This window comes from Pandoraea morbifera (assembly GCF_902459575.1).
In the GTDB taxonomy this organism is placed as follows: Bacteria; Pseudomonadota; Gammaproteobacteria; order Burkholderiales; family Burkholderiaceae; genus Pandoraea; species Pandoraea morbifera.
In genome coordinates this window covers 63,465-89,286 of record NZ_CABPSD010000005.1, presented here as the reverse complement: position 1 = coordinate 89,286, position 25,822 = coordinate 63,465, and the positions used below count along the sequence as shown (strand labels likewise).

General features: G+C 66.6%; 19 protein-coding genes and 1 riboswitch. Of the genes, 6 read left to right on the top strand and 13 right to left on the bottom strand.

What is annotated here, in order from left to right; genetic code table 11:
• Window positions 1-318 precede the first annotated feature (318 nt).
• Both PMO31116_RS10200 and PMO31116_RS10195 read left to right on the top strand, forming a co-directional pair.
• On the top strand, window positions 319-1,737 hold the full coding sequence (locus PMO31116_RS10200; protein ID WP_150566820.1) for an MFS transporter: 1,419 nt from the start codon (window positions 319-321) through the stop codon (window positions 1,735-1,737).
• 64 nt (window positions 1,738-1,801) lie between these two features.
• Entirely contained in the window at window positions 1,802-2,395 is a 594-nt protein-coding gene (locus tag PMO31116_RS10195; RefSeq protein ID WP_150566625.1) for a class I SAM-dependent methyltransferase, read from the top strand.
• 53 nt (window positions 2,396-2,448) lie between these two features.
• Here PMO31116_RS10195 and PMO31116_RS10190 read toward each other — a convergent pair whose 3' ends face one another.
• A complete protein-coding gene (locus PMO31116_RS10190; RefSeq protein ID WP_150566624.1) occupies window positions 2,449-3,372 on the bottom strand; it encodes a LysR family transcriptional regulator in 924 nt (307 codons plus the stop codon).
• Between the two features lie 143 nt (window positions 3,373-3,515).
• Here PMO31116_RS10190 and metE point away from each other — a divergent pair, with 143 nt between their 5' ends.
• The gene (gene metE / locus PMO31116_RS10185) at window positions 3,516-5,852 is read left to right on the top strand and encodes a 5-methyltetrahydropteroyltriglutamate--homocysteine S-methyltransferase (RefSeq protein ID WP_150566623.1); all 2,337 of its coding nucleotides are present in this window, start codon (window positions 3,516-3,518) and stop codon (window positions 5,850-5,852) included.
• A 284-nt stretch (window positions 5,853-6,136) separates the two neighbouring features.
• On the top strand, window positions 6,137-6,730 hold the full coding sequence (locus PMO31116_RS10180) for a hypothetical protein (RefSeq protein ID WP_150566622.1): 594 nt from the start codon (window positions 6,137-6,139) through the stop codon (window positions 6,728-6,730).
• Between the two features lie 40 nt (window positions 6,731-6,770).
• On the opposite strand, the gene pepN is transcribed toward PMO31116_RS10180, so the two are convergent.
• On the bottom strand, window positions 6,771-9,500 hold the full coding sequence (pepN, locus tag PMO31116_RS10175) for an aminopeptidase N (RefSeq protein ID WP_150566621.1): 2,730 nt from the start codon (window positions 9,498-9,500) through the stop codon (window positions 6,771-6,773).
• 200 nt (window positions 9,501-9,700) lie between these two features.
• On the opposite strand from pepN, the gene PMO31116_RS10170 reads away from it, so the two are divergent.
• On the top strand, window positions 9,701-10,309 hold the full coding sequence (locus PMO31116_RS10170; RefSeq protein ID WP_150566620.1) for a DUF4136 domain-containing protein: 609 nt from the start codon (window positions 9,701-9,703) through the stop codon (window positions 10,307-10,309).
• Between the two features lie 123 nt (window positions 10,310-10,432).
• Here the strand turns inward: PMO31116_RS10170 and PMO31116_RS10165 are convergent, their stop codons facing one another.
• From PMO31116_RS10165 to xdhA, 7 genes are all read right to left on the bottom strand, one after another.
• Window positions 10,433-10,990 carry a TMEM165/GDT1 family protein gene (locus tag PMO31116_RS10165; protein ID WP_150566619.1) on the bottom strand — a complete coding sequence of 186 codons (558 nt, stop codon included), beginning with the start codon at window positions 10,988-10,990 and terminating at the stop codon, window positions 10,433-10,435.
• Between the two features lie 14 nt (window positions 10,991-11,004).
• Window positions 11,005-11,189: riboswitch (yybP-ykoY riboswitch) on the bottom strand.
• A 300-nt stretch (window positions 11,190-11,489) separates the two neighbouring features.
• A complete protein-coding gene (guaD, locus tag PMO31116_RS10160) occupies window positions 11,490-12,818 on the bottom strand; it encodes a guanine deaminase (protein WP_150566618.1) in 1,329 nt (442 codons plus the stop codon).
• Between the two features lie 19 nt (window positions 12,819-12,837).
• Window positions 12,838-14,262 (bottom strand): NCS2 family permease, encoded by a 1,425-nt coding sequence (locus tag PMO31116_RS10155; protein WP_246185240.1) that lies wholly within the window; start codon window positions 14,260-14,262, stop codon window positions 12,838-12,840.
• Window positions 14,263-14,636: 374 nt separating this feature from the next.
• Entirely contained in the window at window positions 14,637-15,677 is a 1,041-nt protein-coding gene (locus PMO31116_RS10150; protein ID WP_150566617.1) for an adenosine deaminase, read from the bottom strand.
• Between the two features lie 67 nt (window positions 15,678-15,744).
• Entirely contained in the window at window positions 15,745-16,824 is a 1,080-nt protein-coding gene (gene xdhC, locus PMO31116_RS10145; RefSeq protein WP_150566616.1) for a xanthine dehydrogenase accessory protein XdhC, read from the bottom strand.
• Window positions 16,824-19,187, bottom strand: coding sequence for a xanthine dehydrogenase molybdopterin binding subunit (xdhB, locus tag PMO31116_RS10140; RefSeq protein WP_150566615.1), 2,364 nt, complete (start codon window positions 19,185-19,187; stop codon window positions 16,824-16,826). Before xdhB ends, xdhC begins: the two co-directional genes overlap by 1 nt.
• A gap of 12 nt (window positions 19,188-19,199) precedes the next feature.
• Window positions 19,200-20,672, bottom strand: coding sequence for a xanthine dehydrogenase small subunit (gene xdhA, locus PMO31116_RS10135; protein WP_150566614.1), 1,473 nt, complete (start codon window positions 20,670-20,672; stop codon window positions 19,200-19,202).
• A 215-nt stretch (window positions 20,673-20,887) separates the two neighbouring features.
• On the opposite strand from xdhA, the gene PMO31116_RS10130 reads away from it, so the two are divergent.
• The gene (locus tag PMO31116_RS10130) at window positions 20,888-21,859 is read left to right on the top strand and encodes a LysR substrate-binding domain-containing protein (protein ID WP_150566613.1); all 972 of its coding nucleotides are present in this window, start codon (window positions 20,888-20,890) and stop codon (window positions 21,857-21,859) included.
• A gap of 229 nt (window positions 21,860-22,088) precedes the next feature.
• On the opposite strand, the gene PMO31116_RS10125 is transcribed toward PMO31116_RS10130, so the two are convergent.
• The 4 genes from PMO31116_RS10125 to PMO31116_RS10110 all read right to left on the bottom strand — a co-directional run bounded on the left by PMO31116_RS10125 (window position 22,089) and on the right by PMO31116_RS10110 (window position 25,754).
• Complete coding sequence (locus PMO31116_RS10125) at window positions 22,089-22,601, bottom strand: disulfide bond formation protein B (RefSeq protein ID WP_150566612.1); 513 nt, start codon at window positions 22,599-22,601, stop codon at window positions 22,089-22,091.
• 253 nt (window positions 22,602-22,854) lie between these two features.
• Window positions 22,855-24,240: an amidase gene (locus tag PMO31116_RS10120; RefSeq protein WP_150566611.1), complete on the bottom strand. Its 1,386-nt coding sequence runs from the start codon at window positions 24,238-24,240 to the stop codon at window positions 22,855-22,857.
• Window positions 24,241-24,242: 2 nt separating this feature from the next.
• Window positions 24,243-24,926 carry a GntR family transcriptional regulator gene (locus tag PMO31116_RS10115; protein ID WP_150566610.1) on the bottom strand — a complete coding sequence of 228 codons (684 nt, stop codon included), beginning with the start codon at window positions 24,924-24,926 and terminating at the stop codon, window positions 24,243-24,245.
• Between the two features lie 72 nt (window positions 24,927-24,998).
• A complete protein-coding gene (locus PMO31116_RS10110; protein WP_150566609.1) occupies window positions 24,999-25,754 on the bottom strand; it encodes a DUF2848 domain-containing protein in 756 nt (251 codons plus the stop codon).
• Window positions 25,755-25,822: the final 68 nt, after the last annotated feature.

Genomic DNA, 25,822 nt, shown 5'->3' with positions numbered 1-25,822 from the left:
GATGAGGCGGATGCCGCGAATGGACGAATTCGTGGAACGCTCCGCTCGGCGGCAGACGGGAGATCGGCACGCGGTGCTGCCGTCGGCGTACATCGTAGTTTTTTCGTAGTGCGTGATAAAGCTTGGCAAAGGTGACCGGCGCGGTGTCGTTCGTGGCACAATTTCGGCCTCGTGCCTGTCGATTCATGGTGTATCCGGCGTCCCGGCGACCGTTGGCGAACGCCTTCGGGAACGCGCTGCGCGACGCCGGCCAATGAGCAGTTCGGCCATGACCGAACGGGCCCGGAGACGATTTTCATGCCATCCCCCGACGTTTCGATGCCTTCCATGCCTCATACCGGCCAAGCGGTTTGCGCGGCCACCCGCCTGACTGCCGGCGACATTTCCGCCCGCCTCGACCGACTTCCCCCAACCCGCACCGTGTGGAAACTGGTGGTGCTGCTCAGTCTCGGTTTCTTCTTCGAGCTTTACGACCTGCTGTACACCGGCTACGTGGCGCCCGGCCTCGTGAAGAGCGGCATCCTCACGCCGACCACGCCGGGCCTGTTCGGCACCACGGGGGTCGCCAGTTTCATCGCGGCGCTGTTCTCGGGGCTGTTCATCGGCACCATCGCGTGCGGTTTCCTCGCCGATCGTTTCGGACGTCGCGCGGTGTTTACGGGCTCGCTGCTCTGGTACACCGCGGCCAACGTCATCATGGCGTTTCAGGAGACGGCCACGGGGCTGAACTTCTGGCGCTTCGTGGTGGGCCTCGGCATCGGCGTGGAGCTGGTGACGATCGGCACCTATATCGCCGAGCTTGTGCCGAGGCAGATTCGCGGACGCGCGTTCGCCTGCGAGCAGGCCGTGGGCTTCACGGCCGTGCCGGTCGTCGCGTTTCTCGCGTTCTGGCTCGTGCCGCGCGAATTCCTCGGGCTGGAAGGCTGGCGCTGGGTCGTGCTGATTGGCGCGCACGGCGCGTTGTTCGTCTGGTGGATACGCCGGGCGCTGCCGGAAAGCCCGCGGTGGCTGGCGCAGAAGGGGCGGCTGGACGAGGCGGACCAGGTGCTGCGCGACCTCGAGGCGAAAGTCGAGCGCGAGTATGGCCGACCGCTGCCGCCGCCGGGCGAGCCCGAGCCGGTGGTGCCCAAGCGCGCGTTTCGCGACATGTGGGTGCCGCCGTATCGCAAGCGCGCGATCATGATGATCCTGTTCAACATCTTCCAGACGGTCGGCTTCTACGGCTTCGCCAACTGGGTGCCCACGCTGCTCATCAAGCAGGGCATCACCGTGACGACGAGTCTGGCCTATTCGAGTGTGATCGCGCTGGCAGCGCCGGTCGGCCCGCTCATCGGGCTGTGGATGGCCGACAAGGTCGAGCGCAAGCACGCCATCGTCTGGACGGCCGGTATCGGCATCGTGTGCGGCCTGGTGTTCTCGCAGGTGACGTCGTCGCTGCTGCTCGTCGCCATGGGCATTGGCCTGACGCTCGCCAACAACATCATGTCGTACAGCTATCACGCGTACCAGACGGAGTTGTTTCCCACCGGCATTCGCGCGCGTGCGGTCGGTTTTGTTTATTCGTGGAGCCGCTTCTCTGCGATTTTCACGGCATTCCTGATCGCATCTGTGCTGCGCAATTTCGGTGTGACGGGTGTTTTCGTCTTCATTTCGTGCGCGATGCTCGTGGTCATGCTTTCCATCGGCCTGATGGGGCCGCGCACCCGCGATCTCGCGCTGGAGACGATTTCGCAGTGAGGCAGACAACCCTGGCGTGACGGCGAAGGCGCGCCGTCGCGCGCGAACTTCCGGAGATCGGACCATGACGGACCTGAAAACCGAAGCGGCCTATGAGGCCAATGCCGTGCGTTACAGCGAGGACTGGCTCAACCAGCCGCCCCCCGACGACATGTACGCGCTGCTGATGCGGCACTTCATTGCCGGCGGCCGTACCGTCGATGTGGGGTGCGGCAACGGGCGCGACGCGGCTTGGCTGGCCCGTCAGGGATTCGACGTGGCGGGATATGACAGCTCGCCCGCGCTGATCGAACTCGCTCGCAGGACGTTTCCGTGGGTGCCTTTCCACGTGGGCCGGCTGCCGTTGCTGGAGAACGTGTCTGGCCAGTTCGATAATGTCGTGTGCGAGACGGTGCTCATGCACTTGCCTGCCGCGCAGGTGCCGCAGGCCGCCGACCGCCTTTGGACGCTCGTGCGTCCGGGCGGCGTGCTCTATGTGTCGTGGCGAGTGACCGAGGGGGCGGATCTGCGTCATGACGACGGCCGTCTCTACAGCGCTTTTGCGCCGGACGTCGTGCGCGCCGCGTTGCGCGATGCCGTTGTGCTACACGAGGAGGACGTGACAAGCGCGAGCTCGGGCAAGCGCGTCTGCCGGCTGGTCGTGCGCCGTCCGGTCTGAGCCGTCGGCGCGTCGCGCCTTGCACACACCCTGAGGGCCCGGCGCTTCGACGATCAGAGCAGTTCGATCTCCGGCAGCGTCAACAGGCTCGTCTCGCGCATGAGCGAGACGAACTCGCCGATGTATGGCCTGGCCGTGACGCTCGGCAGCGTGGCCGCCCACAATTCGGCGGTCAGCCCCTCGGGCGTGATCGGCCTCGCGCTTACGTAGCGCCGCTCCAGATAGCCCGTGACTGCCCACAGCGGGAGCGCGGCCAGTCCACGACGACTCGCCACCAGTTGCAGAATCGCCACCGTCAGTTCGGTGGTGCGGCGTGTGGGTTCGATGCCCGCCGGTCGCAGTACCTGGCGCACGATGTCGAGCATCTCGTCGGGCACGGGGTAGGTGATCAGCGTCTCGTCCCGGAAGTCCTCGGCGTCGAGATGGGGCTTCGCGGCGAGCGGGTGGTCGTTCGCCATGAGCGCCATCATCTGGAAGCGGAACAGCGGGTGGAAGTCAACGGCTTCGCCTTCCTCGTGCTCCGAGATGATCGCGAGATCCGCACGATCCTGATGCAGCAGGCCGATCGGATCGGCATGAAAGCCCGACACGATGTCGAGCTCCACCTCTGGCCAGCGCGCGCGAAACGCATCCATCGCCGGCATCAGCCAATCGAAACAGGTGTGGCATTCGACAGCAATACGCAGCGTGCCCTGCGTGCCTTGCGCCAGCCGGGTGAGGTCGCGTCCCGCCTCGTCGACCGCCGGCACCACCTCTTCGGCCAGGGCGAGCAAGCGCTTGCCCGCCGGAGTGAACACCAGCGGCGACGACTTGCGCACGAACAGCGGCAACCCATAGAAGTCCTCCAGTGCCTTGATCTGATGCGACAGCGCGGACTGTGTCAGGTGGAGCCACAGCGCGGCGCGCGACACGCTGCCCGTATCGCGCAGCGCGAGCAGCGTTTGCAGATGACGCAGTTCGATGGGGGTTCTTTGCATGAATAAAATTAATAATAATCCATAAAAACTTTCGTTTGAATAATACATGGGCCGCCGGGATACTGCCAGCCTGGGCGGGAATCGCCCGCCAGCAAAGACGTTGCGACGTCGCCACATTGGAATCTCCCGGAAGGACAACGGACATGGCTCAGGCCCACGTACTCGGATTGCCGCGCATCGGCGCGCAGCGTGAACTCAAATTCGCCGTGGAGGCTTTCTGGCGTGGCGAGATGGACGTGGCGGCGTTGCAGGACGTCGGCCGGCGCATTCGCGCCGCGAACCGGCGCGCGCAGCGCGACGCCGGCCTGGACTGGATTGTCGTGGGCGACTTTCATTGGTACGACCAGGTACTGTCCACGCTCGCGCTGGTCGGCGCGTTGCCGGCACGCTTCGACGCCTCGCCTTCGGCGCTGACGCTGTCCGACTACTTTGCGGCGGCTCGCGGCACAGCGGCGCAGGGCGCGATGGAGATGACGAAGTGGTTCGACACGAACTACCACTATCTCGTGCCGGAGTACTCTCCGCAGACGCGTTTCGGCAACGGTACGGACTGGTTCTTCGAGGAAGTGACGGAGGCGCTGGCCGAGGGCGATAACGTCAAGCCCGTGCTGCTGGGGCCGCTCTCGCTGCTGTATCTCGGCAAGGAAAAGGGCGGGCTCGCCGACCGCCTCGCGTTGCTCCCCGACCTGCTCGCGCAATACGAGCGCGTGCTGGCGCGTCTCAAATCCCTGGGGGTGCAATGGGTGCAGATCGACGAGCCGATCCTCGCGCTCGATCTGCCGGCAAACTGGTGCGAGGCGTTCGCGCCGGTGTATGCGCGGCTGGCGCCCGTGGCGCCGTCGCTGCTGCTCGCCACGTATTTCGGCGACGTGACCGATCATCTGTCGTTGCTCACCGCATTGCCCGTGTCCGGCATTCACCTCGACGGCGTGCGTGCACCGAGGCAACTCGAAGCGTTTGCCCGACAGTGGCCGTGCGACAAGGTGCTGTCCGCCGGGGTGGTCGATGCGCGCAACGTCTGGCGCTGCGATCTGGCCCGCGCGCGCGACATGCTCGCACCGCTGGCCGAAGCGCTGGGTGAGCGGCTGTGGGTCGCTTCGAGCGGTTCGCTGATGCACTGCCCGGTCGATCTGTCGAGCGAAGCGCGCCTGGACAAGGAAGTGCGCAACTGGCTCGCGTTCGCCATGCAGAAGCTCGACGAAGTGGCGCTGCTGTGCCGCTCGCTCGACCCGGCCGAATTCGCCCGGGCCGACGTGCGGGCCGCCTACCTCGCGGACGCCGCGGCGCAGGCCGCGCGCCGCACATCGCCGCGCATCCACAACACGATGGTGCAGAGGCGTCTGGCCGCATTGACCGAAGCGGATGCGCGCCGCAGGTCGGACTATCCGGCACGCGCCGTCGCGCAACGCGCCTGGCTCGAGTTGCCGGTGTTGCCGACGACCACGATCGGTTCGTTCCCGCAGACGGCGTCGATCCGCGCGGCGCGCGCGGACTTCCGGCGCTGCGCGCTGTCGCATCTCGATTACCTCGAGACGATGCGCGAGCAGATTCGCCTGGCGATCGAGAAGCAGGAAGCCTGCGGGCTCGACGTGCTGGTTCACGGCGAGGCCGAGCGCAACGACATGGTGGAGTATTTCGGCGAACAGCTCTGGGGATTTGTCATCACCGAACATGGCTGGGTGCAGAGCTACGGCTCGCGCTGCGTGAAGCCGCCGGTGATCTATGGCGACGTGTATCTGCCCGAGCCGATGACCGTCGCCTGGAGCGCCTATGCGCAGCAACTGACCGACAAGCCGGTCAAGGGCATGCTGACCGGGCCGGTGACGATGCTGCAATGGTCGTTCGTTCGCGACGATCAGCCGCGCGAGATCACTGCCCTGCAGATCGCACTGGCGCTGCGCGAGGAAGTGGCGGCGCTGGAGAAAGCCGGCGTGCGCGTGATCCAGATCGACGAGCCCGCGTTGCGCGAAGGGCTGCCGTTGCGAGAGCGCGACCGGGCGGAATATCTCGAATGGGCGGTCCGCGCGTTTCGTGTGTGCTCGTGCGGCGTGGCCGACGAGACGCAGATTCACACGCACATGTGCTATTCCGAGTTTCACGACATTCTGCCGTCGATCGCAGCGCTCGACGCCGACGTGATCTCCATCGAGACCACGCGCTCCGACATGGAACTGCTCGACGCGTTCGAGGCGTTCGATTATCCGAACGAAATCGGGCCGGGCGTGTACGACATTCACGCGCCGCGTGTGCCGTCACAAGCGGAAATCGAGCGTCTGATCGAAGCGGCGCTCGCACGCATTCCGGCCGAACGCCTGTGGGTCAATCCCGACTGCGGTCTGAAGACGCGCGACTGGGCTCAGGTCGACGCCGCGCTTGCAAACATGGTCGCGGCGGCCAAAGCCGTGCGTGCGCGTCTCGCATCGGCGCGAATTCAGGCCGAGATGCAAACCCGGCTTTGCGCGCAGGTCCAGGCCGCCTGAGCGCACCTCTGGGGTGATATCGGCGGATCTCGGCCGCTTCCCATGTGCTACCGGTACGGCCAGGCGATGGCGGGGTCGTTTCGGCAGCGCGACGAGGGCCGTGCCGGCACCTGTCAGGGTTGACAGGTGCGTAACCGAGGGGCGTCGCCTAGACTGCGCAGCAAATAGCGCGCGTACGAAATATAGGGTGACGACGGCGTACGCGGTAGCGGCATCGTTGGCGAAGTGAACGACGCGCGCGCGGCAACGGCTTTCGGTTCGAGGCAGAAGTCGGGAGGTAGCGCATGGATGAGTTCATTCTCACGCGCGGTCAGCTCGTCGCGCCGTTATCCGTGGACCGTTGCTATCCGCGCGTCATGATCGATGCGCAGGGGGTCTCCGAGCGCGAGTCGGTGCACGCCGACGGTTGCATGCGGGCCTGCCTTTACGAGGATGGCGACAGGAAGCCGTTTCGGCCTGTCGATGTGCGAATCGATACGGTGGACGGCTCGCCTTTCTGGTGGTGCGTGCGCGGGGAAGTGCGCTCACCCGTCGCGTCGCATGCGGCATTCGACGAAGTGCTCACGCTCACCTTCCGTTCGAGTCTGCTCAACGGCACCCATGCGGTGGGGGCGCCGCCCGGCGCTGACGTCATGCTCATTTATCGCCTGATGTTTCGCGATCCACCGGCCTACCCCGGGCGCGACGTCTATGTGGTCGCGGGCGCGACGAGCGGCATGGTGACACTGGGCAACGACCCCGCCAATTACCTCATGGCCGGGGCATTCGGCGAAGCGATCATTCAGGTTCCGGCGCTGTATCCGCTGGTCGGGATCGGGCCACGGTGGCCGTACGACCTTTGCATCAAGGGCGGGTATTTCGAAGTCATGCGGCCGTGACGCGTGCGCGCGTCGGGCCGCATGACGGGTGGACCATCGATCAGGCGAGGGCCTTCTCGACGATCTCGCGCACGTCTTTCGACAGTGCCTTGTGATCCGCGACCCGCTGCAGCGCCTCGCGCATGCGCTCGCGCAGGGCCGGCGTGTATTTGCGCCACCGATCGAGCACGCGGGCCAGGCGCGCGGCGACTTGCGGGTTCAGTGCATCGAGCGCCAGCACCTGTTCCGCCCAGAACTGATAGCCCGAGCCGTCGGCGGCGTGGAACTGGGCTGGGTTGCCGCTGCAGAAACTGAAGATCAGCGAGCGTGCGCGGTTGGGATTCTTCAGCGTGAACGCCGGGTGACGCATGAGCGCACGCACCGCGTCGATCACGCAGTGGCTGCCGTCGCCGCGCTGCATCGCCTGCAGCGCGAACCACTTGTCGATGGCGAGCGGCTCGTGCTCGAAGCGCTGATAGAAGTCGACGAGCGCTTCGGCGGCGTGATTCGGGCCGTGCGCGGTATCGCTCTCGCGAGCGGCGCCGCCGCGCTGCACGAGCGCGGTGAGGGCGGCGAAGCGGTCCGTCATGTTGTCGGCTTCGTCGTATTGGGTGCGCGCGGTTTGCGCCACGCCCGCGTCCGAGAGCTCCATCAGGTAGGAGAGCGCGAGGTTCTTCAGCGCGCGCTCGCCGGCCGACGCGGCGTCGGGGCGGTACGGACCGGGCACGCGATGGTTGTGGTACGCCGCGAGCCATTCGGTATGCAGCGACGCCGCGAGGCGCTGGCGCAGGTATTGGCGCGCCGCGTGAATGGCTGCCGGGTCGATCTCGGCCATCTGCTCGCCCAGGTACGACTCGGCCGGCAGCGTGAGCGCCTGCGCGCGGAAGGCGGGGTCGAGCGTTTCGTCGCGCAGCACCTGGCGGAAGGCTTCGAGCACATAGCTGTCCACGCTCGGCAACTGCCCCATCTGGATCGACTCGACGAGCGCCAGCAACTGGCGGGTGGCCAGTCGCTGACCGGCTTCCCAACGGTTGAAGGGATCGCTGTCGTGCGCCATCAGGAATGCGAGTTCGTCGATGGTGTACTCGTGTTCGACGATCACCGGCGCGGAGAAGCCGCGCAGCAGGGAGGGCATCGGCGCATGAGGCACGTCGACGAACGTGAAGCTCTGACGCTCCTGAGTGAAGTCGAGTACGCGCGTGGTGGCCGCCGGGCCATCGCTCGCCTGGCTCATCTGACGCGTCTCGCCCGCCATGCGCAGCGGCATGTCGCGGCCGTCGCGATCGAGCAGGCCGACGGCGAACGGGATATGGAACGGCTGCTTGACCAGCTGGCTGTCCTGCAACTCCACGCCGACCTTCGGGCAGCGTTGCGTGAGCGTCAGCGTGTAGGTGCGCTCGGCCTCGTCGTAGACGGCGTCGACGGTGACACGCGGCGTGCCGGCCTGGCTGTACCAGCGGCCGAACTGCGTGAGGTCACGCTGGTTCGCGTCGGCCATCGCGGCGCGGAAGTCGTCGCAGGTCACGGCCTGGCCATCGTGGCGCTCGAAGTACAGGTCCATGCCGCGGCGAAAGCCGTCGCGACCGAGCAGCGTCTGGTACATGCGTACGACCTCGGCGCCTTTCTCGTAGACGGTGACGGTGTAGAAATTGTTGATCTCGACGTAGCTCTCGGGGCGCACCGGGTGCGCCATCGGACCGGCGTCCTCTGGGAATTGCGCCTGACGCAGCACGCGGACGTCGTCGATGCGCTTGACCGCGCGGCCCGACTCGGAGCCCATCATGTCGGCGGAGAACTCCTGATCGCGGAACACCGTCAGGCCTTCCTTCAGGCTCAACTGGAACCAGTCGCGGCAGGTCACGCGGTTGCCGGTCCAGTTATGGAAGTACTCGTGGCCCACCACGGCTTCGATGTTGCCGAAGTCGTCGTCGGTCGCGGTGGCGGCGTCGGCCAGCACGTACTTCGTGTTGAAAATGTTCAGCCCCTTGTTCTCCATCGCGCCCATGTTGAAGTCGCTCACGGCAACGATCATGAAGCGGTCCAGATCGAGCACGCGGCCGAAGCGTTCCTCGTCCCAGCGAATCGAGTTCACGAGCGAGTGCATGGCGTGCTCGGTCTTGTCCAGATCCTGCGGCTGCACCCAGACCTGAAGCAGCTTCTCGCGCCCGTCACCCGCGACGATGCGCTCCTCGCGGCAGACGAGGCGTCCGGCCACCAGCGCGAAAAGGTAGCTCGGCTTCTTGAACGGGTCGTCCCAGATGGCGAAGTGACGGCCGTCGGGCAGGTCGCCCTGGTCGATCAGGTTGCCGTTGGCCAGCAGGACGGGATACGCCTCCCGATCGGCGCGCAGCGTCACGGTGTAGGTGGCCATCACGTCGGGTCGATCGAGGAAGTATGTGATCTTGCGAAAGCCCTCGGCTTCGCATTGCGTGAAGAAGTTGCCGCCGGACACGTAGAGCCCCATGAGCGACGTGTTCTCCTGCGGCCGGCAACGCGTCACGAGCGTGAGCTCGAACGTCTCGGGGGGGGCTTCGATCGTGAGCGTTTCCTCGCCCGTCCGATAGCCGGCCCATGGCTTGCCGTCGAGTTCGAGGCTCACCAGTTGCAATCCCTGGCCCACCAGTTCCAGGTCGCCACCGGCGCCGGCCGGGTTGCGGTGCAGCCGCATTCGGCTGGTCACCGTGGTGACATCGGGGGCGAGATCGAAGTCCAGTTGGACGGTGTCGATCAAATACGCCGGGGGCGTATAGTCGGAGCGTTGGATGACACCTGCAAGGTCGGTTCTGAGCATGGACGGTATTTCACGGACGGCCAAGGATCCATAAATTGTAACGGAGTGGCGGGCCATTCGCGCCCGGCGTCGAAATTTGCTGAATTTTGGTGCGTCCCGGTTATCGAAAGCCCGGGACGTGCGCGAGGCGCCGTCCTATGCTTAAATCGGCGCGAGCGGCGCGCATGGGTGTGCCCGGCCTTTCTGTGGAGCAGTGAATCATGTGGAAACGATGGGCAATGGCGACGTTTGCCGTCGCCAGCGTATTGCTGGCGGGTTGCGCCAGCACGGTTACGAGCCAGGTGACCGCTTTCGGGAGCACGCCGGGCTTTGACGGACCTCGCACGTATGCGCTCACGCGCACGGCCGAGCAGCAGAACAACCAGGAGCACGCCACTTACGAGCAATGGCTGCGCAACCGTCTCGCGGGTGACGGCTTCAGCGAGCAGAGCCCGACGAGCGCGCATTACCTGATCGGCATGAGTTATGGCATCACCCAACAGGTGATGCGCGTGACGGAGCCCGCCTACGATCCAATGTTCTCGCCCGGCCCGTGGGGGCCGTGGGGGCGCCCCTGGGGCTGGTACGGCGCTCCGTTCGGTCCGCCTCCGATGTACGTCCAGCGCGACTATCCCTACGGGCTGGCCGGTCTGCAACTGCGCTTCATGGACCGCGCGAGCGGCAAGGAGGTGTATCGCGTGCAGGCCAGTACCAGCGATGCCGGGACGTCGCTCGCCGCGGCCATGCCGTTCCTGATCGACGCGGCGCTCAAGCAACTGCCGTTCCCGAGCGGGCGCACGGTCAACGTGCAGCAGAAAGTCGGACAGTAGTCGCAAGCAACACCGAAGCCGCATGGCGGCCGACCCGCCGGCGGCGACACGGACTGCGGTGAAGGACGACGCCGACGGTGCGACGCGTGATGGCAACGCGTCGCACCGTCGGCGTTTTCGTGTTTACTGCAGCAGCGTGACGATGCCGAGCACCGCGAAGATCACGGCGGCCACGACATGGACGGCCCGCGTGGGCAGCCGGCCGGCGAACTTGTGACCCACGACGACGGCCGGCACGTTGGCGAGCATCATGCCCAGGGTGGTGCCCGCGACCACGCCGAAGAAGTCCTGATATCGCGCGGCGAGCATGACCGTCGCGATCTGCGTCTTGTCGCCCATCTCCGCGATGAAGAAGGTGATGACGGTGGTGACGAAGACGCCGAACTTGCGGCGCGTGTCCGCCTCTTCCTCGTCGAGTTTGTCAGGCACGAGGATCCAGATCGCCATGCCGATGAATGACGCGACGATCGCCCACTTCATGACGGCGGGGCTGACCGCGCTCGAGAGCCATTCACCGACGGCACCGGCAAAACCGTGATTGACCAGGGTGGCGACGAGAATGCCGAGAATGATCGGCACGGGCTTCTTGAAGCGCGCGGCGAGCACGAGGGACAGCAACTGGGTTTTATCGCCGATTTCGGCGAGCGCGACCACACCGGTCGAGACGAGGAATGGGGACACCTTGTATTTTCTCCGCCGGGCCGTGTAAACGCGAGCCAATGACAATGCATCCCGGCCCGGTTGGCGGAAGCATCGTCATCGGTCTCGCCAGGCCCGAGGGCTGCGCACGCCATAGCCGGAACCGGCCAAGTCTGTTGACGTACGCCCCTGTCGAACACGAGTGTCTATGACAGGGCGGCTACTCCCCAATGAATCGAAGCGGATTATAGCATTGCGCGTCGGCGCGGGGGCAAGCGACTTGGTGCTCGTGCCGCGGCACGGCGCGGCTGGGGATTTTCGACGGCCGACGACAAAAAAGGGCAGCCGTTGGCTGCCCAAGGAGATCCCCGACCGCATGCCCCTTGCGCGCGGTCGGTGACCGCGAGGCGGCGTGCGTCGCACCAAGGCGACGACGCCCGCTGCCTCGCGTAAGCGGTACGTGAACGATACGAACCGCCACGACGTGGGTGGCGCCCCCACGCGGCGTCCGGAAGGGACGCGGCACGCGGGAGGCCGCGACTCAATGCGCCGCGCGGCGATGCACCGGCTTGCCGGCCGCATAGGTTGCGGCGATCGCGCGGTCGTCGCCGAGCATGGCGAAGGCAAACAGAAGCTCTTCCAGCGATTCGGCCAGTGCGGTTCGGCGCGCGAGCAACGGCGTCGCCTTCGGGTCGAGCACCACGAAATCGGCCTCCGCCCCGGTTGCGAGCGTGCCGATCGTGCCGTGCAGATCCAGCGCGTGTGCGGCGCCTTCGGTCGCCAGATAGAACATGCGTTCGGCCGACAGGTGATAGCCCGAGAGTCGGGCGACCTTGTGCGCCTCGTTCATCGTTTGCAGCATCGAGAAGGTCGAACCGCCGCCCACGTCGGTCGCGAGTGCGACCGGCATGCGCGAGGCCTCGGCGGCGGCAAAGTCGAACAGGCCGCTGCCAAGGAACTGGTTCGACGTCGGACAATGCGCCGCGACGGCGCCGGTCTCGAACATGCGACGCCGATCGTGTTCGTCGAGCCAGATGCAATGGCCGTACACGGCGCGCTTGCGCAACAGCTTGTAATGGTCGTACACGTCGAGGTAGCTGCGATGCCCGGGAAAGAGCGAGCGCACCCACTCGACTTCGTCGGTGTTCTCCGCCACGTGGCTCTGGATGAACACGTCCGCGTAGCGCTCGGCGAGCTCGCCGCACACGCCGAGCTGCGCCTCGGTCGAGGTCGGCGCGAAACGTGGCGTGAGCGCGTAGAGCTGACGGCCCTTGTTGTGCCAGCGCTGGATCAGCGCCTCGCTGTCGCGCGCGCCGCTCTCGGCGGTGTCGCGCAGAAATTCAGGGCAGTTGCGATCCATCATCACCTTGCCGGCGATCATGCGCAGGTCGCGCGCCTCGCTGGCACGGAAGAAGGCGTCGGCGGAGCCGGGATGCACCGTGCAGTAGACGAGCGCGCTGGTGGTGCCCCCGCGCAGTAGTTCGTCCAGGAAGAACTGGGCGACGTCGGCCGCGTAGTCCGGATTCTCGAATCGCCGCTCGGTCGGGAACGTGTATTTCTCGAGCCACGGCAGCAGCCCCGGCGCGGGCGACGCGATCATGTCCGTTTGCGGATAGTGGATGTGCGTGTCGATGAAGCCGGGTGTGACGACCTTGTCGCGCAGGTCTTCGACAGGCGTGCCGGCCGGCAGCGTGGGCGCCACCCTGGCGTAGTCGCCCACGGCCGTGATGCGTCCGTTCTCGAAGGCGACGATGCCGTCGGTGTGGTGCACCGTGCCGGGCGTGCCGTCGAGGTAGGCACGCGCCGGATCGTGCGTGAAGTAGACCAGTTGCGCGCGTATGGCGCGCAAGCCTTGGTTCGTGGTGGACATGTGCGGGGTCCTTCAGTCGTTACATTTGTGTGAGCAGCAGCACTGCCAATACTGCGACGATCCACATTGCCGGCTTGATCTCCTTCACGCGCCCCGTGAACAGCTTGAGCACGACGAATGCGAGGAAGCTGTAGGCGATGCCGTCGGTGATCGAGTACGAAATCGGAATCATCACCAGCGCAATGAAGCTCGGGATCGCCTCGTCCATGCGGTGCCATTCGATGCGCGCCACGGACTCCATCATAAACACGCCGACCAGAATCAGCGCCGGCGCCGTCGCGATGGCGGGCACCAGCGAGAGCATCGGCGACAGGAACAGGAACGGCAGGAAGAGCAGCGCGCATACGACCGCGGTCAGGCCGGTGCGCCCGCCCTGGGCGATGCCGGCGGCCGACTCGATGTACGCGTTGGCCGGGCTCGTGCCGAGTGGGCCGGAGATGAGCACCGAGAACGAGTCGACGATCATGGCTTGCCGCATATTGCGCGGGTTGCCGTCGCGATCCTTCATGTTGCCGGCTTCGGCAATGCTCATGAAGGTCGAGAGGGTATCAAAGAACGCCGTGAAGAGCATCACGAAGATGAACGGCAGGTACGCGACCTTCAGTGCGCCAAGCAGATCCAGCTGGCCAATGCCCGAGAAGTCCGGCGCGGCGAAGAAGCCCTGGAAGTTCACCAGCGTGGCCGTGGCGATCTCCTTCGGGAAATAGGCGCTGCCGTCGCCCCAGTATCGGCCGATCGGAATGGCCATCAGCGTGGTGACGACGATGCCGATCATCAGCGCGCCGTTCACGCGGCGCGCGACGAGCACCGTCGTGAGCGCCAGGCCGATGAGGAAGGTGACCGTCGGCGGCGACAGATGCGCCAGGCGCACGACCGTGACCGGATCGCTCACCACCAGTTTGGCGTTGACCAGACCGATCACCGTGATGAACAGGCCGATACCGCAGGAAATGGCGTAGCGCAGGTTCGACGGGATCGCCTCGACGACGAAGCGCCGCACGTTGAGCGCGGCGAGCAGCGCGAACAGAATGCCCGACCAGAACACGCAACCGAGCGCCGTCTGCCACGGCATGCCAACGCCGTGCACCATCGTGAAGGCGAACAGGGCGTTCAGGCCCATCCCCGGCGCGACCAGCACCGGGTTGCGCGCGTACAGGCCCATGGCGCAGCTGCCGAAAAAGCTGATCAGCACGGTGGCCGTCAGCGCGGCCGGGAAGGCCATGCCAGTCTTCGAGAGGATGGCCGGGTTCACGACGATGATGTACATCGCCGCGAGGAAAGTCGTGATGCCCGCGATCACTTCGGTGCGCAATGTCGAACCTAGGGCGGTGATGCCGAAGTAGCGGTCGAGCGACGAGACAGGGTGCGCGCCCTCCACGCGCGTGCTGTCGTGGGCCACGTCGGGCGTGGCGCTACCCGCCGGGGGGCTGAGCGATGAGTCCATGGGGTGTTGTCTCCGATGTTCTAGGGTGTCGTGTGCGGTCGGCCTGCGCGGTGTGGGGGCACCGCCTGAAACCTATATGGGCACGCTCGAAAAATAGCATCGGGTCCCGGGGAAAATATTCCCCAGCGGGAATGTTCGACATCATCCGGGGGTAATGTGGGTTGGGGTCGGGGGCGGGGGCGGGGGCGGGGGCGGACCGGTGGAGGACCGGGGGAGTATCAGGGTGGGCTCGGGGTGCCCACGCGGCGGCGGCGATCGTGCCCGACGCCGTGCGTGGCGGTGGAAGGAAAACGCCCGAACGGGGTCGGGCGTAGGGCGCGTGAGGAACGCAAGGGACGAACGGGACGAACGGGGCGGCCGAGTCGCCGCTGCGCTCAGGCCGGATGCGCGGCGCGGAACCGGTCGAGTTCCGCGATGAGGCGGCGCTTCTCGTCGTCGTCGATGAACGACGCCTCGAAGCTGTTCCTTGCCATGGTGTAAGCGTCGTCGAGGGTCATGTCGAGCGCATCGAACGTGGCGAGGAAGTTTTCATTCAGATAGCCGCCGAAGTAGGCCGGATCGTCGGAATTGATCGTCACGGCCAGTCCGCGCCTGAGCAATTGGTGCAGCGTGTGCTGGCCCATGTGATCGAACACCTTGAGGCGCACGTTCGAGAGCGGACACACCGTGAGCGCGATCTTCTCGCGGGCGAGCCGCTCGAGCAGGGCGTCGTCCTCGATGGCGCGCACCCCGTGGTCGACCCGCTCCACGTGCAAGGTGTCGAGTGCCTCGTGAATGTATGCGGGCGGACCTTCCTCGCCCGCGTGCGCGACGATGCGCAGCCCCAGGGCGCGGCAGCGTTCGAACACGCGGGTGAATTTGCTCGGCGGGTGACCCTGCTCCGACGAATCGAGCCCCACGCCGACGAGCCGGTGCGCGTGGCTGTCGAAATAGGGCAGCGCCGTCTCGAGCGTTTGCAGGGCATCTTCCTCGGACAGGTGGCGCAGGAAGCAGAGAATCATGCGGCTGGTAATGCCGTGCCTGCGCTGCGCCTCGGCCAGCGCTCGCTCGATGCCGTTGATGACGGTGGCCATCGAAACACCGCGCGACGTATGCGTTTGCGGATCGAAGAAGATTTCCGTGTGGCGGATGTTGTCGGCCACGGCACGTTCGAGATACGCGCGCGTCATATCGTGGAAATCATCTTCCGTGAGCAGCACGCTCGCGCCCGCGTAGTAAATGTCGAGGAACGATTGCAGATCCTTGAACGCATAGGCGTCGCGCAGCGCCTGCACGCTCGGATAAGGGAGTTTCACCTGATTGCGCTCGGCGAGCCGGAAGATCAGTTCAGGCTCCAGCGTGCCCTCGATATGCAGATGCAACTCCGCTTTGGGCATGGCACAAAGGGTTTTGGCGAGTTCTGGCGTGAGAGGCATGGATCGATCGTGTAATGGGGGATGGCGGAGATTTTACCGTCGACGTCGTTCGCCCGGGCGTGACATGTCACGCGGGCGCAGCGGCGCCGGGCAAGGGGGCGCCAGCACCCATCCGCATCTGCTGCTCACGCACGCGTAACAGCTGTGCGGCGACGGCGATCGCGATCGTGGCGGGCGCCTTGCCGCTGATGCCCGCCACGCCGATGGGGCAGATCATCTGTTCGAGCCGCTCGGCCGACACGCCGCGCTCTCGCAGACGATGCTCGAACTGACGCCGCTTGGTCATCGAGCCGATCAGGCCGAAGTAGGCAAAGTCGTCGCGCCTGAAGATCGCCTCGCACAGGCGCTGATCGAGCGCGTGGTTGTGCGTCATCACGAGGAAATAGGCGCCTGCCGGCGCCTCGGTCACCAGGGCCTCGGGCGTGTCGGTGGATTCGACCACGGTGTTGGCCGGCACCGTTTCGGGGAACGTTTCGGTACGCTCGTCGGCCCACGTCACGCGGCACGGCAGGGTGGCGAGCACCTGGACGATGGCCTGTCCGACGTGTCCCGCACCGAACAGCACGATATGAAAGTCGCTCGGCGCGAGTCGCTCGCTCAGCCACAGCCAGCCGTCGCTGCCCTGCCAGAACGAACAGGCGGCGTCGTCGGCGTCGCGAGTGAGCGTGTGCGGATGCGCAAGCGGTTCGTCGGGACCGAGCTCGGTCAACATGACCGGACCGCCTTGCTGCTGGCTGGCGGCGGCATTCGCACCGGGGGCGCCGAACGCTACGCTGCGCAAGCTCGCCTCGCCCGCCGCCAGGCGCTTGTGCAATGCGCTCACCCACGCCAGATCGGTCAGCGTGAGCACCTCGAACGCGAGCGTGACGGCTCCGCCGCAGCATTGCCCGAGACTGGGGCCGAGGGCGAAACGCTCGACGTGACGTGCGCCTTGCTGCCCGTATTGGCGCAACAGCGTGCGCGCCACCTCCATCGCCTTCCATTCGAGATGACCGCCACCGATGGTCTCCCAGACGTGCTCGCGCGTGACGAGCAGGTGCGTGCCCGCTTCGCGCGGCGCGGAGCCTTCCACGCGTGCGATCGTCACCAGTACCGCAGCTTCGCCGCGGGCCAGCAGCTTGTGGGCGGCGTCGACCCAGCGATGCATCAGGCGGCGCTCCGGGTGCGCAACTCGGTGATGGCCATGAGCAGTGCCTCGGAAGTGGCGGGCGCATTGAGCAACGGTTCGTCGCGATAGTCGTTCACGCTGGCCACGGCGTCGCGCAGGGCGTTGAAGACCGAGAACGGCAGCAGCAGCGGGGGCTCGCCCACGGCCTTGGAGCGATGGATCGAGTCCGAGACGTTGGTGTTCTCGAACAGCGCCACGCGAAAGTCCGTCGGGCAATCGCTGATGCCGGGGATCTTGTACGTGGAGGGCGCGTGCGTCATCAGCTTGCCGTCCTGGTTCCACCAGAGTTCTTCCGTCGTGAGCCAGCCCATGCCCTGGATGAACGCGCCTTCGACCTGCCCGATGTCGAGCGCCGGGTTGATGGACTTGCCGGCGTCGTGCAGCACGTCGGCGCGCAGCAGGCGCCATTCGCCGGTCAGCGTGTCGAGAATGACTTCCGAGACCGCTGCGCCGTAGGCGAAGTAGAAGAACGGGTTGCCGTTCATGGTCGTGGCGTCCCACGACAGGCCTGGTGTGGCATAGAAGCCGTCGGACCACAACTGCACGCGCGCCCAGTAGGCCGCTTCGACCAGATCGGGGAAGGGGACGTCGGTGCCGTTGACGCTGACCACGTCGTTGGCGAAGCGCACGTCATCGGCCGAGCCGCCGTACTTCTGCGCGGCGAAGTCGGCCAGACGCCGGCGAATCTGCCAGGCGGCGTTCTGTGCCGCCTTGCCGTTCAGGTCGGCTCCCGTCGACGCGGCCGTGGCGGAGGTATTGGCCACCTTGCTGGTGTCGGTCGCCGTCACGCGCACGTGCGAGAGATCGACGCCAAGCTCATGTGCGACCACCTGTGCGACCTTCGTGTTCAGGCCCTGGCCCATCTCGGTGCCGCCGTGATTGACGAGCATCGAGCCGTCGCGATAGACGTGCACGAGGGCGCCCGCCTGATTGAAGGCCTGCACGTTGAACGAAATGCCGAACTTCAGCGGCGTGAGTGCGAGCCCCTTGCGCAGCACCGGACTCGTGCGATTGAACGCGCGCACGGCTTCGCGTCGTGCCCGGTAATCGCTGGTCTGTTCCAGTTGCGCCACCAACTCATGAATGACATTGTCCTTCACGAGCTGGCCGTAGGGCGTGGTGTTGCGCTCGGTCTTGCCATAGAAGTTCGCGCGGCGCACATCGAGCGCATCTTTGCCCAGGCGGCGCGCGATCGCGTCCTGGAGGACTTCCATGATGAGCGCGCCCTGCGGGCCACCGAAGCCTCGAAACGCCGTGTTCGATTGCGTATTGGTCTTGCCGCACAGGGCGCGCAGATCGGCGGCCGGCACGAAGTAGGCGTTGTCGAAATGGCAGATGGCGCGCGTGGCGACAGGGCCGGACAGGTCCGCCGAGAAGCCCGCGCGCAGTGTCATGTCGACCTTCGCGCCGACGATGCGGCCGTCGTCGTCGTAGCCGACGTCGTACTCGAAGTAGAAGCCGTGACGCTTGCCGGTCATCATGAAGTCGTCGTCGCGATCCAGACGGAGCTTCACCGGACGTTTCAGTCGCGAGGCACACAGCGACGCCACACACGCGAACAGGCCCGATTGCGATTCCTTGCCGCCGAAGCCGCCGCCCATGCGGCGGCACTCCACCTGCACCTGATGGCTATGCCAGCCGAGTGCGTGCGACACGAGCGCCTGCATTTCGGTGGGGTGCTGCGTCGAGCAATACAGGTGGATACCGTCGTTTTCCTTCGGAATCGCGTACGAGATCTGCCCTTCGAGGTAAAACTGCTCCTGGCCGTTGCACTCGAACGTGCCGCTCAGGCGATGCGGCGCGGCTTGAAGCGCGGCATCGGCATCGCCGCGGCGCAACTGCATCGGCGGCAGCACGCCCGCGCCGGCGGCCTTGGCGGCCTGTGGCGTGAGAATCGCGGGCAGGTCTTCGTACTCGCCCTTGGCCAGGCGCGCCGCACGTCGCGCCGCGTCGTGCGACTCGGCCACCACGGCGAACATCGGCTGGCCGATGTACTGGACCACGCCGTCGGCGAGGATCGGGTCGTCGTGAACGACCGGACCGCAATCGTTCACGCCCGGGATGTCGGCGGCGGTGAAAACCGCGACCACGCCCGGTGCGCGTCGCACGGCGTCGAGATCGAGCGACAGAATGCGGGCGTGCGCCCTCGGCGACGCGCCCAGCGCGCAGTGCAGCGTGCCTTGCACTTCGGGAATGTCGTCCGTGTACGTGGCCTCGCCGGCCACATGGAGGACGGCCGACTCGTGCGGGCGCGAGCGGCCCACCTGCGCGGTGGCCGCGGCCAGGTCGGCATGTGCGGTCTGCGGGGTCTGCGTCATGAAGCCTTCGACTTGCGTGTTCATGGGCAACTCCGGTTAGACGTTCGCGAACGCGTTGACTTCATGCGCCGCAAGCGGCGCATCGGTGCGCGTTTCCAGGAAAAAACGATACAGCAGATTCTGCGCGCCGGCGAGGCGGTAGGCGCTAGTGGCGCGCATGTCGGACAGCGGCTGGTAATCCGTGGGCAGCGCGGCCATGGCGGCGCGCACGGTGGCCTCCGACCACGGCCGGCCCGTCAGTGCGGCCTCGATGGCGCCACCTCGCCTGGGCGTGGCGGCCATGCCGCCGAACGCGACACGGGCCGAGCGCACGGTCTCGCCGTCGAGTTCGATGGCGAACGCGGCACACACGGCCGAGATGTCCTGGTCGAAGCGCTTGGCCAGCTTGTAAGTGCGAAAGCGCTGTACGGCCACCGGCAGCGGCACGCGAATACCTTGCACGAATTCGCCTGCTTCCAGCGCGTTCTTTTGATACGCGAGATAGAAATCCTCGAGCGGCATTTCGCGCACGACGCCTTCGCGATGCAGCACGATGCGCGTACCCAGCGCGATCAGCGCGGGCATCGAGTCGCCGATAGGCGAGCCGTTGGCCACGTTGCCGCCGAGGGTGCCGGCGTTGCGAATCGGGAACGAGGCGAAGCGCTGGCGCAATTCGGCCAGCTCCGGATAGTGAGCCACGAGTGCGTCGAACGCGTCGTTGAGCAGTGCACCGGCGCCGATGTAAAGGCCGTCGGGGCCCTCGGAAATCTCGCGGAGTTCGGCGACCTGACCGACGTAGATCAGGTGAGGGAGCTCGCGAAACTGTTTGGTCACCCACAGGCCGACGTCTGTGCTGCCGGCGAGCAGGCGGGCCTGCGGGTGCGCCGCGCGCAGGCGAGCCAGCTCGGCCAGCGTGCGGGGTGCGTGGAAAACCTGGCCGTCGTGTTCGTACGAGAGCGTTTCGCCGCGCTGCAGGGCCCGGAGCTGTTGGGCCAGTGCGCCGCGGTCGAACGCCTGACGCGGCAGATCGAACATTTTCTGGGCGGCGTCCACGATGGGACGATAACCCGTGCAGCGGCACAGGTTACCGGAGAGCACGTCGTCGATTTCGCGCCGGCTGGGGCAGCCGGCGTCGGCCGGACGGTTCTGGTACATGGCCCACAGCGACATCACGAAGCCCGGCGTGCAGAAGCCGCACTGCGACGCATGGCAATCCACCAGTGCCTGCTGCACCGGGTGCAGCGTGCCATCGGCGCCGCGCAGGTCTTCCACCGTGAAGAGGGCGCGGCCGTCGAGGGTCGGCAGGAACTGGATGCAAGCGTTGACCGCACGCAGCGCCACGTTGCCGTCGTCGGCCAACTCGCCGATCACGACCGTACAGGCCCCGCAGTCGCCTTCGGCACACCCTTCCTTGGTGCCGGTGCAATGCAGGTCTTCGCGCGTGTACTGAAGCACGGTGCGGGTCGTGGCCTCGCCAGTGACCTCGTGCACCTTGCCGCGGTAAAAAAAGCGGATGGCTTGTGTCTCCATGGTTCTCAGTGTAGTGCAGTGCATTGTGGACGCGCCGGATATCGTTGTCTCCGCCGGCGTGGGGGATGGGCCGAAGATAGCACCGCGGGCCGAGGGAAATATTTCGTCGGCATGATGATGCCTATTCGGGCGCCCCGATGACGTGGCATTGTCATAAACTATGGCTCAACCCGCCGTCATCCGGTGTTCAACACGCCATCAGTGCGCCCCAGCTCATGCAAAGACCCCGCGAACAGATCGACGCCTACCTGCTGCGGGTACTCCATACGTTGCTGACCGAACAGAGCGTGTCGCGCGCGGCCCTCAAGCTCGGACAGTCGCAGCCGGCCATCAGCAATTCACTGCGTCGTCTGCGCGAGATCACCGGCGACGCCATTCTGGTGCGTGGCAAGAGCGGGATGGTCGCCACTGAACGCGGGCGGGAGCTGCTGGGCTACGCGACCGATGCGCTTGCCGCCATCGACCGGATCACGCATCCGAGCACGGAGTTCGCGCCGCAGACCACGACCCGGGCCTTCCGGCTGGGCGCGCCCGATTATCTCGACGCCGTCTTCCTGCCCAATATCGCCGAGGTGTTGCGTCGCGACGCACCGTCGGCGCGCCTGCACGTCCAGCCGATCAACGCGGGCTTCGATTACGCGGGCGCGCTCGAAAACGGCTCGCTCGACGTGGTGATCGGCAACTGGCTCGAGCCGCCCCCCCAATTGCACATGTCGCGCCTGTTCGACGACGAGGTGGTCTGCATGCTCGGAGCGCAGCATCCGCTTGCAAGCAAGGGCATTTCGCTTAAGCATTATCTGGAATTACCGCATCTGGCACCCACGCCTTACGTGGCCGAGCGACAGAGCTTCATCGACGGATGGCTGGCCGACCAGGGCCTGCGCCGCAACATCCAGATGACGATGCCGTACTTCGGTCTCGTGCCCTACGTGCTGATGCGTACCGACCTGGTATTCACGACCGGCCGCCAGTTTGCGCAGCACTACGCGCGGTACCTGCCGATCCGGGTGCTGCCGTCGCCCTTTGCCTTCCCGCCGATGCGCTTTTATCAGTTGTGGCACGAACGCACGCACGCGGCGCCGGAGGTGACCTGGCTGCGTCGACGCATAGCGGAAGTGGCGACGGAGCTTGACGTCGCGAACGGGAGCGGGAGCGGGGCGCAAGTGCCGGTGGCGTCGCGGCCCTGAGATTTGGGGCGCGCGTGCCAGGATTCGGGGCGGGTCGGGGGGCGCGTGAGGGCCGCCGTCCGGAGGTAGGCGGCTAGGCGGCACGAGGGCGGCTTGGGATCGGCGGGAGGCGCGAGCGGTAGACGCGCGTTAGCGGGGGGGGCGGAGTCGCGAGCGAGGCGGGAGGCGGCTACCTGAGCGAAGCCCCGGCCGTTGCCTGAAGGCGAACGGCCGGCAAAACGAACAACGCTCAGCGCAGCGAGACAGCGCGAGGCGGGCGGTGCAGCGCCAGCGACAGGAAAATCACGACGAACGCGGCGAGCGACCACATCGGCAGCGTCAGCCCCAGAATCGGCGGGTACATCGTCTGGCACATACCCTGCACCTGGAAGACCTGCGGCAGCAGCTGCGAGGTCGGCAGGGCGTCGACGAACGCCTCGACCACGTCGTACCCGCAGCTCACGAGCGGATTGGCCTGCACGTAGATCAGATAGCCCGACGCCGCCATGCCGCCGATGGCCGACAGCGCTGCCAGCACGCGGGCGACCTGAATGCCTGTCCGATGGCGCGAGATCGCACCGACCAGACCGAAGATTGCGATCAGCACGAGGGCATAACGTGTCAGGATGCACAGCGGACACGGATCTTCGTGACGCACGTACTGGAAGTACAGCGCGCCGCCCAGCAGGGCGAGGCAGACCACGGTAAGCAGGAGATACAGCAGACGTTCGCGGCGCAGGGCCGGGTCGAGTTGGGCGTTCATGTCACTTCGGGCGGTGGGCCATCACAATTCCCGCAACATCCCGAATGACGCCGGGCGACGGGCACTTGGGCTGGGATTGTAACCCCACCCCGAGGCCAATGTGCGTCTCGCATGGCGCGAAAATGAAGCGAAAAGCCGGGGAACTTTTCGCCCCGATTTGACACGTCCGGGCACATTCCCACCGCGCGGCGCCCCGGCACGCGAGCGGCACCGTCTTCCGCTCGGCGCGCGGCGTGGCGCCGCGCGGATGCGATCAGGCGCCGAGGCCCGCCGAGCGCAGCGCGTGCTCGATGGCGCGCGCCACCGGGAACAGGCGGGCATCGTCGCCCGCCGCGCCGCTGGCCATGAGCCCGATTGGGGCTTCTCCCTTGCCGTGGCAGGGCAGGGAGAAGGCGCATCCGTCGATCATGTTGATGGCAGTCGGGTTGCGCAGTACCAGCGCGTTGGTTGCCGTGAAGGTCTCGTCGCTCGCTTCGAGCGGAGCGATGGCCGGCGGAGTGAGCGGCACGGTGGGGCAAAGCACTGCGTCGAAACTTTGCCACACCGGGTTCGCCGCAGCGATGAGCGCCGCGCGCGCGTTCAGCAGATCGATGTAGTCGGCGGCGCCGGCGGGCTCGCCCTTGCGAATGCGTACGAGCACGCGCGGATCGTAGTCCTGCGCGCGCTCCGCAAGCCACTTGCGATGCCAGGCGTAGGCCTCGATCGGCGAGAACCCGAAGCGATTGATGGCAGGCAGGTCGTCGAACGGCGTGAACTTGAATTCCACCAGCGTGGCACCCGCCCTGGCGAGCGTGGCCAGGGCCCGTTCGTAGATGGCGATGGCCGCCGGTTCGGCGCCGTCCAGCACGAAGTTCGTCAAGACGCCGAAACGCATGCCGCGCACCTCGCGCGGTGCGGCCGGGGCTTCGTCCACGGCCTGTCCCGCGAGGATGGCGTCGACCCGGGCACAGCAGTCGACCGAGCGGCCGATGGGGCCGACGGAGTCTAGCGACGTCGACAGCGGCAGGGCGCCCTCGCGCGGTGTGCGCGCGGCGGTAGGCTTGAAGCCCGTGAGGCCGCAGAAGGCCGACGGAATGCGAATGGACCCGCCGGTGTCGGTGCCGAGGCCGATGGCCGCCATGCCATCCGCGACCGAGGCGGCGGCGCCGGACGACGAGCCGCCGGCGATGTGGCCCGCGTCGCGCTGCCACGGCGAGCGCGGCGTGCCGTAGTGCGGATTCAGTCCGAGGCCGGAAAAGGCGAATTCCGTCATGTTGGTGCGACCGACGATCACGGCGCCCGCCTGCCGCAGCCTGGCCACGGCGAGCGCGTCGTGCTTGGCCGGGGGCGCGTTGTCGAGCACCCTGGAGCCGGCACGCGTGACTTGTCCGGCGACGTCGAACAGGTCCTTCACGGACACGGGGATGCCCATCAGCGACGATAGCCGCACCCCGGCGCGGCGCAATGCGTCAAGCCCGTCAGCGGCGTCGCGGGCGGCTTGCGCGTCGACGTGCGTGAAGACGACGTGGCCCTGGCCCGCGGGGTCGGCAATGCGTGCGAGCGCCTGTTCGGTGAGGGCGCGGCTGGTGGTGCGGCCGGCGTCGAGCGCGGCGGCGAGGTCGGACAGCGGGCGTTGCAGATCGATGGCGTCGGTGCTCATGTTCAGATCGCTTTCAGGATATGGGTGCGGAATTCTTCGATGTGACGGGCGATGGCCCGGCGGGCGCGCGCCGCGTCATGCGCGGCGAGCGCTTCGTACAGCTCGAGATGCTCCTCGTAGACGTCTTCGAGATGGCTCGGTGTCGACAGCGCGAGGAACCAGAAGCGCAGCGAGCGCTCGTGCAGACCTCGCAGCAGATCGGCGAGTGTCTGGTTGCGCGAGGCGCGCGAGATCGCGAGATGGAAGTCGCGGTCGATGCGCATCATGGCGGCCACGTCGCGCGCGGCGATGGCCTCGCGAGAGCGCAGCAGCACCGCCTCGATGGCCGCGAGGTCGTCGGGCGTGGCCGCGCGCGCGGCCAGCTCGACGCAATAGGTCTCGTTGATCATGCGCACGTCGATGATCTCGAGTGCGTCGTTCAGCGAGACGGGCGCGACCATGGCGCCCTTGCGCGGCAGGATGACCACCAGCCCTTCCAGCGCGAGTCGATGCATGGCCTGATGCACCGGCGTGCGCCCAAGCCCCGTCGACTGCATCAACTGCGCTTCGTTCAGGGGTTCACCCGGACGCAGACGCAGCGTGATGATGTCGTGCTTGATGGCTTCGTAAGCACGCTCGGTGAGGCTTCGGCCCTCGGAGCTCGCGCGCGAACGGGGTGGGTTCGGGGCGGCTGTCGTGTCGGGCATGCGGCGCTCGGGGGCGTCGGGGGGGGCGGGGAAAGTGGCGGTCGTCTCGTTGGGCATCGGGTCGGGGGGCGGTCAGTCGGCGATGGCCAGCGCCTGCGTGACGTAGCCGTGCCGGATCGTGCGGTCGAGCACGGGGTCGTGCAGCTCGATCTCGAACCGCTCGCCGCCGGCCACGCCGCCAATGGCAGCGAGTGTGCCACAGAACATCGCGGCGCCCGAGCGCAGTCCGCCGACACTCCCCGCAGCAACGGCACCGTCGATACCGACGGCCCCGGCCCCGGCCCCGGCGCCGGCTTCGAGCCGCGCCATCAACTCCCTGGGCGCGAGCAGCCCCGCCACGGTGCCCTCCTGATACAGGCGACGCTTGCCTGCGCACGTGACCCAGGAGCGCAGTTCCAGCCGGTCCCAGTGCGCTGCGACATCGGCAAGGTGCCATGCGTCGCGCGCGACCGGCTTGGCGCAAATCTGCTTCGAGACCGTCACTCCATACGCCTCGACTTCCCGGTCGGTGTGGTCCGAACCAACGCTCACGAGCAAGGCGTCGCCGTGACGCACGAGCACGCATTCGGCCTCTCCGCTGCTCGTCTGGCCGACGACGTCGATGGCCTCGTCCTGCGACAGCAACGCTGGCGACAGTCGATAGAAGCAGGGCGTGCTCGATGGACGGCGCACGCCGAGAGCGGCCAGCTCCGCGATGTGATGCTCGACGGCGTCGCGATCGCGGCCAGCCCAGCCCGCAATGATCAGGGTGTCGACCGGCACGTCGACGCGCGTGGCGGTGCCGTTACCGCCGACAGCGGACACCGAAAAGGACAGACGGGAACCCATACGTTGCGAACTCCTTGGAAGTGCGGTCCGTGAAATTTATTTGATATTTCTGTGATATTTCACTGGTG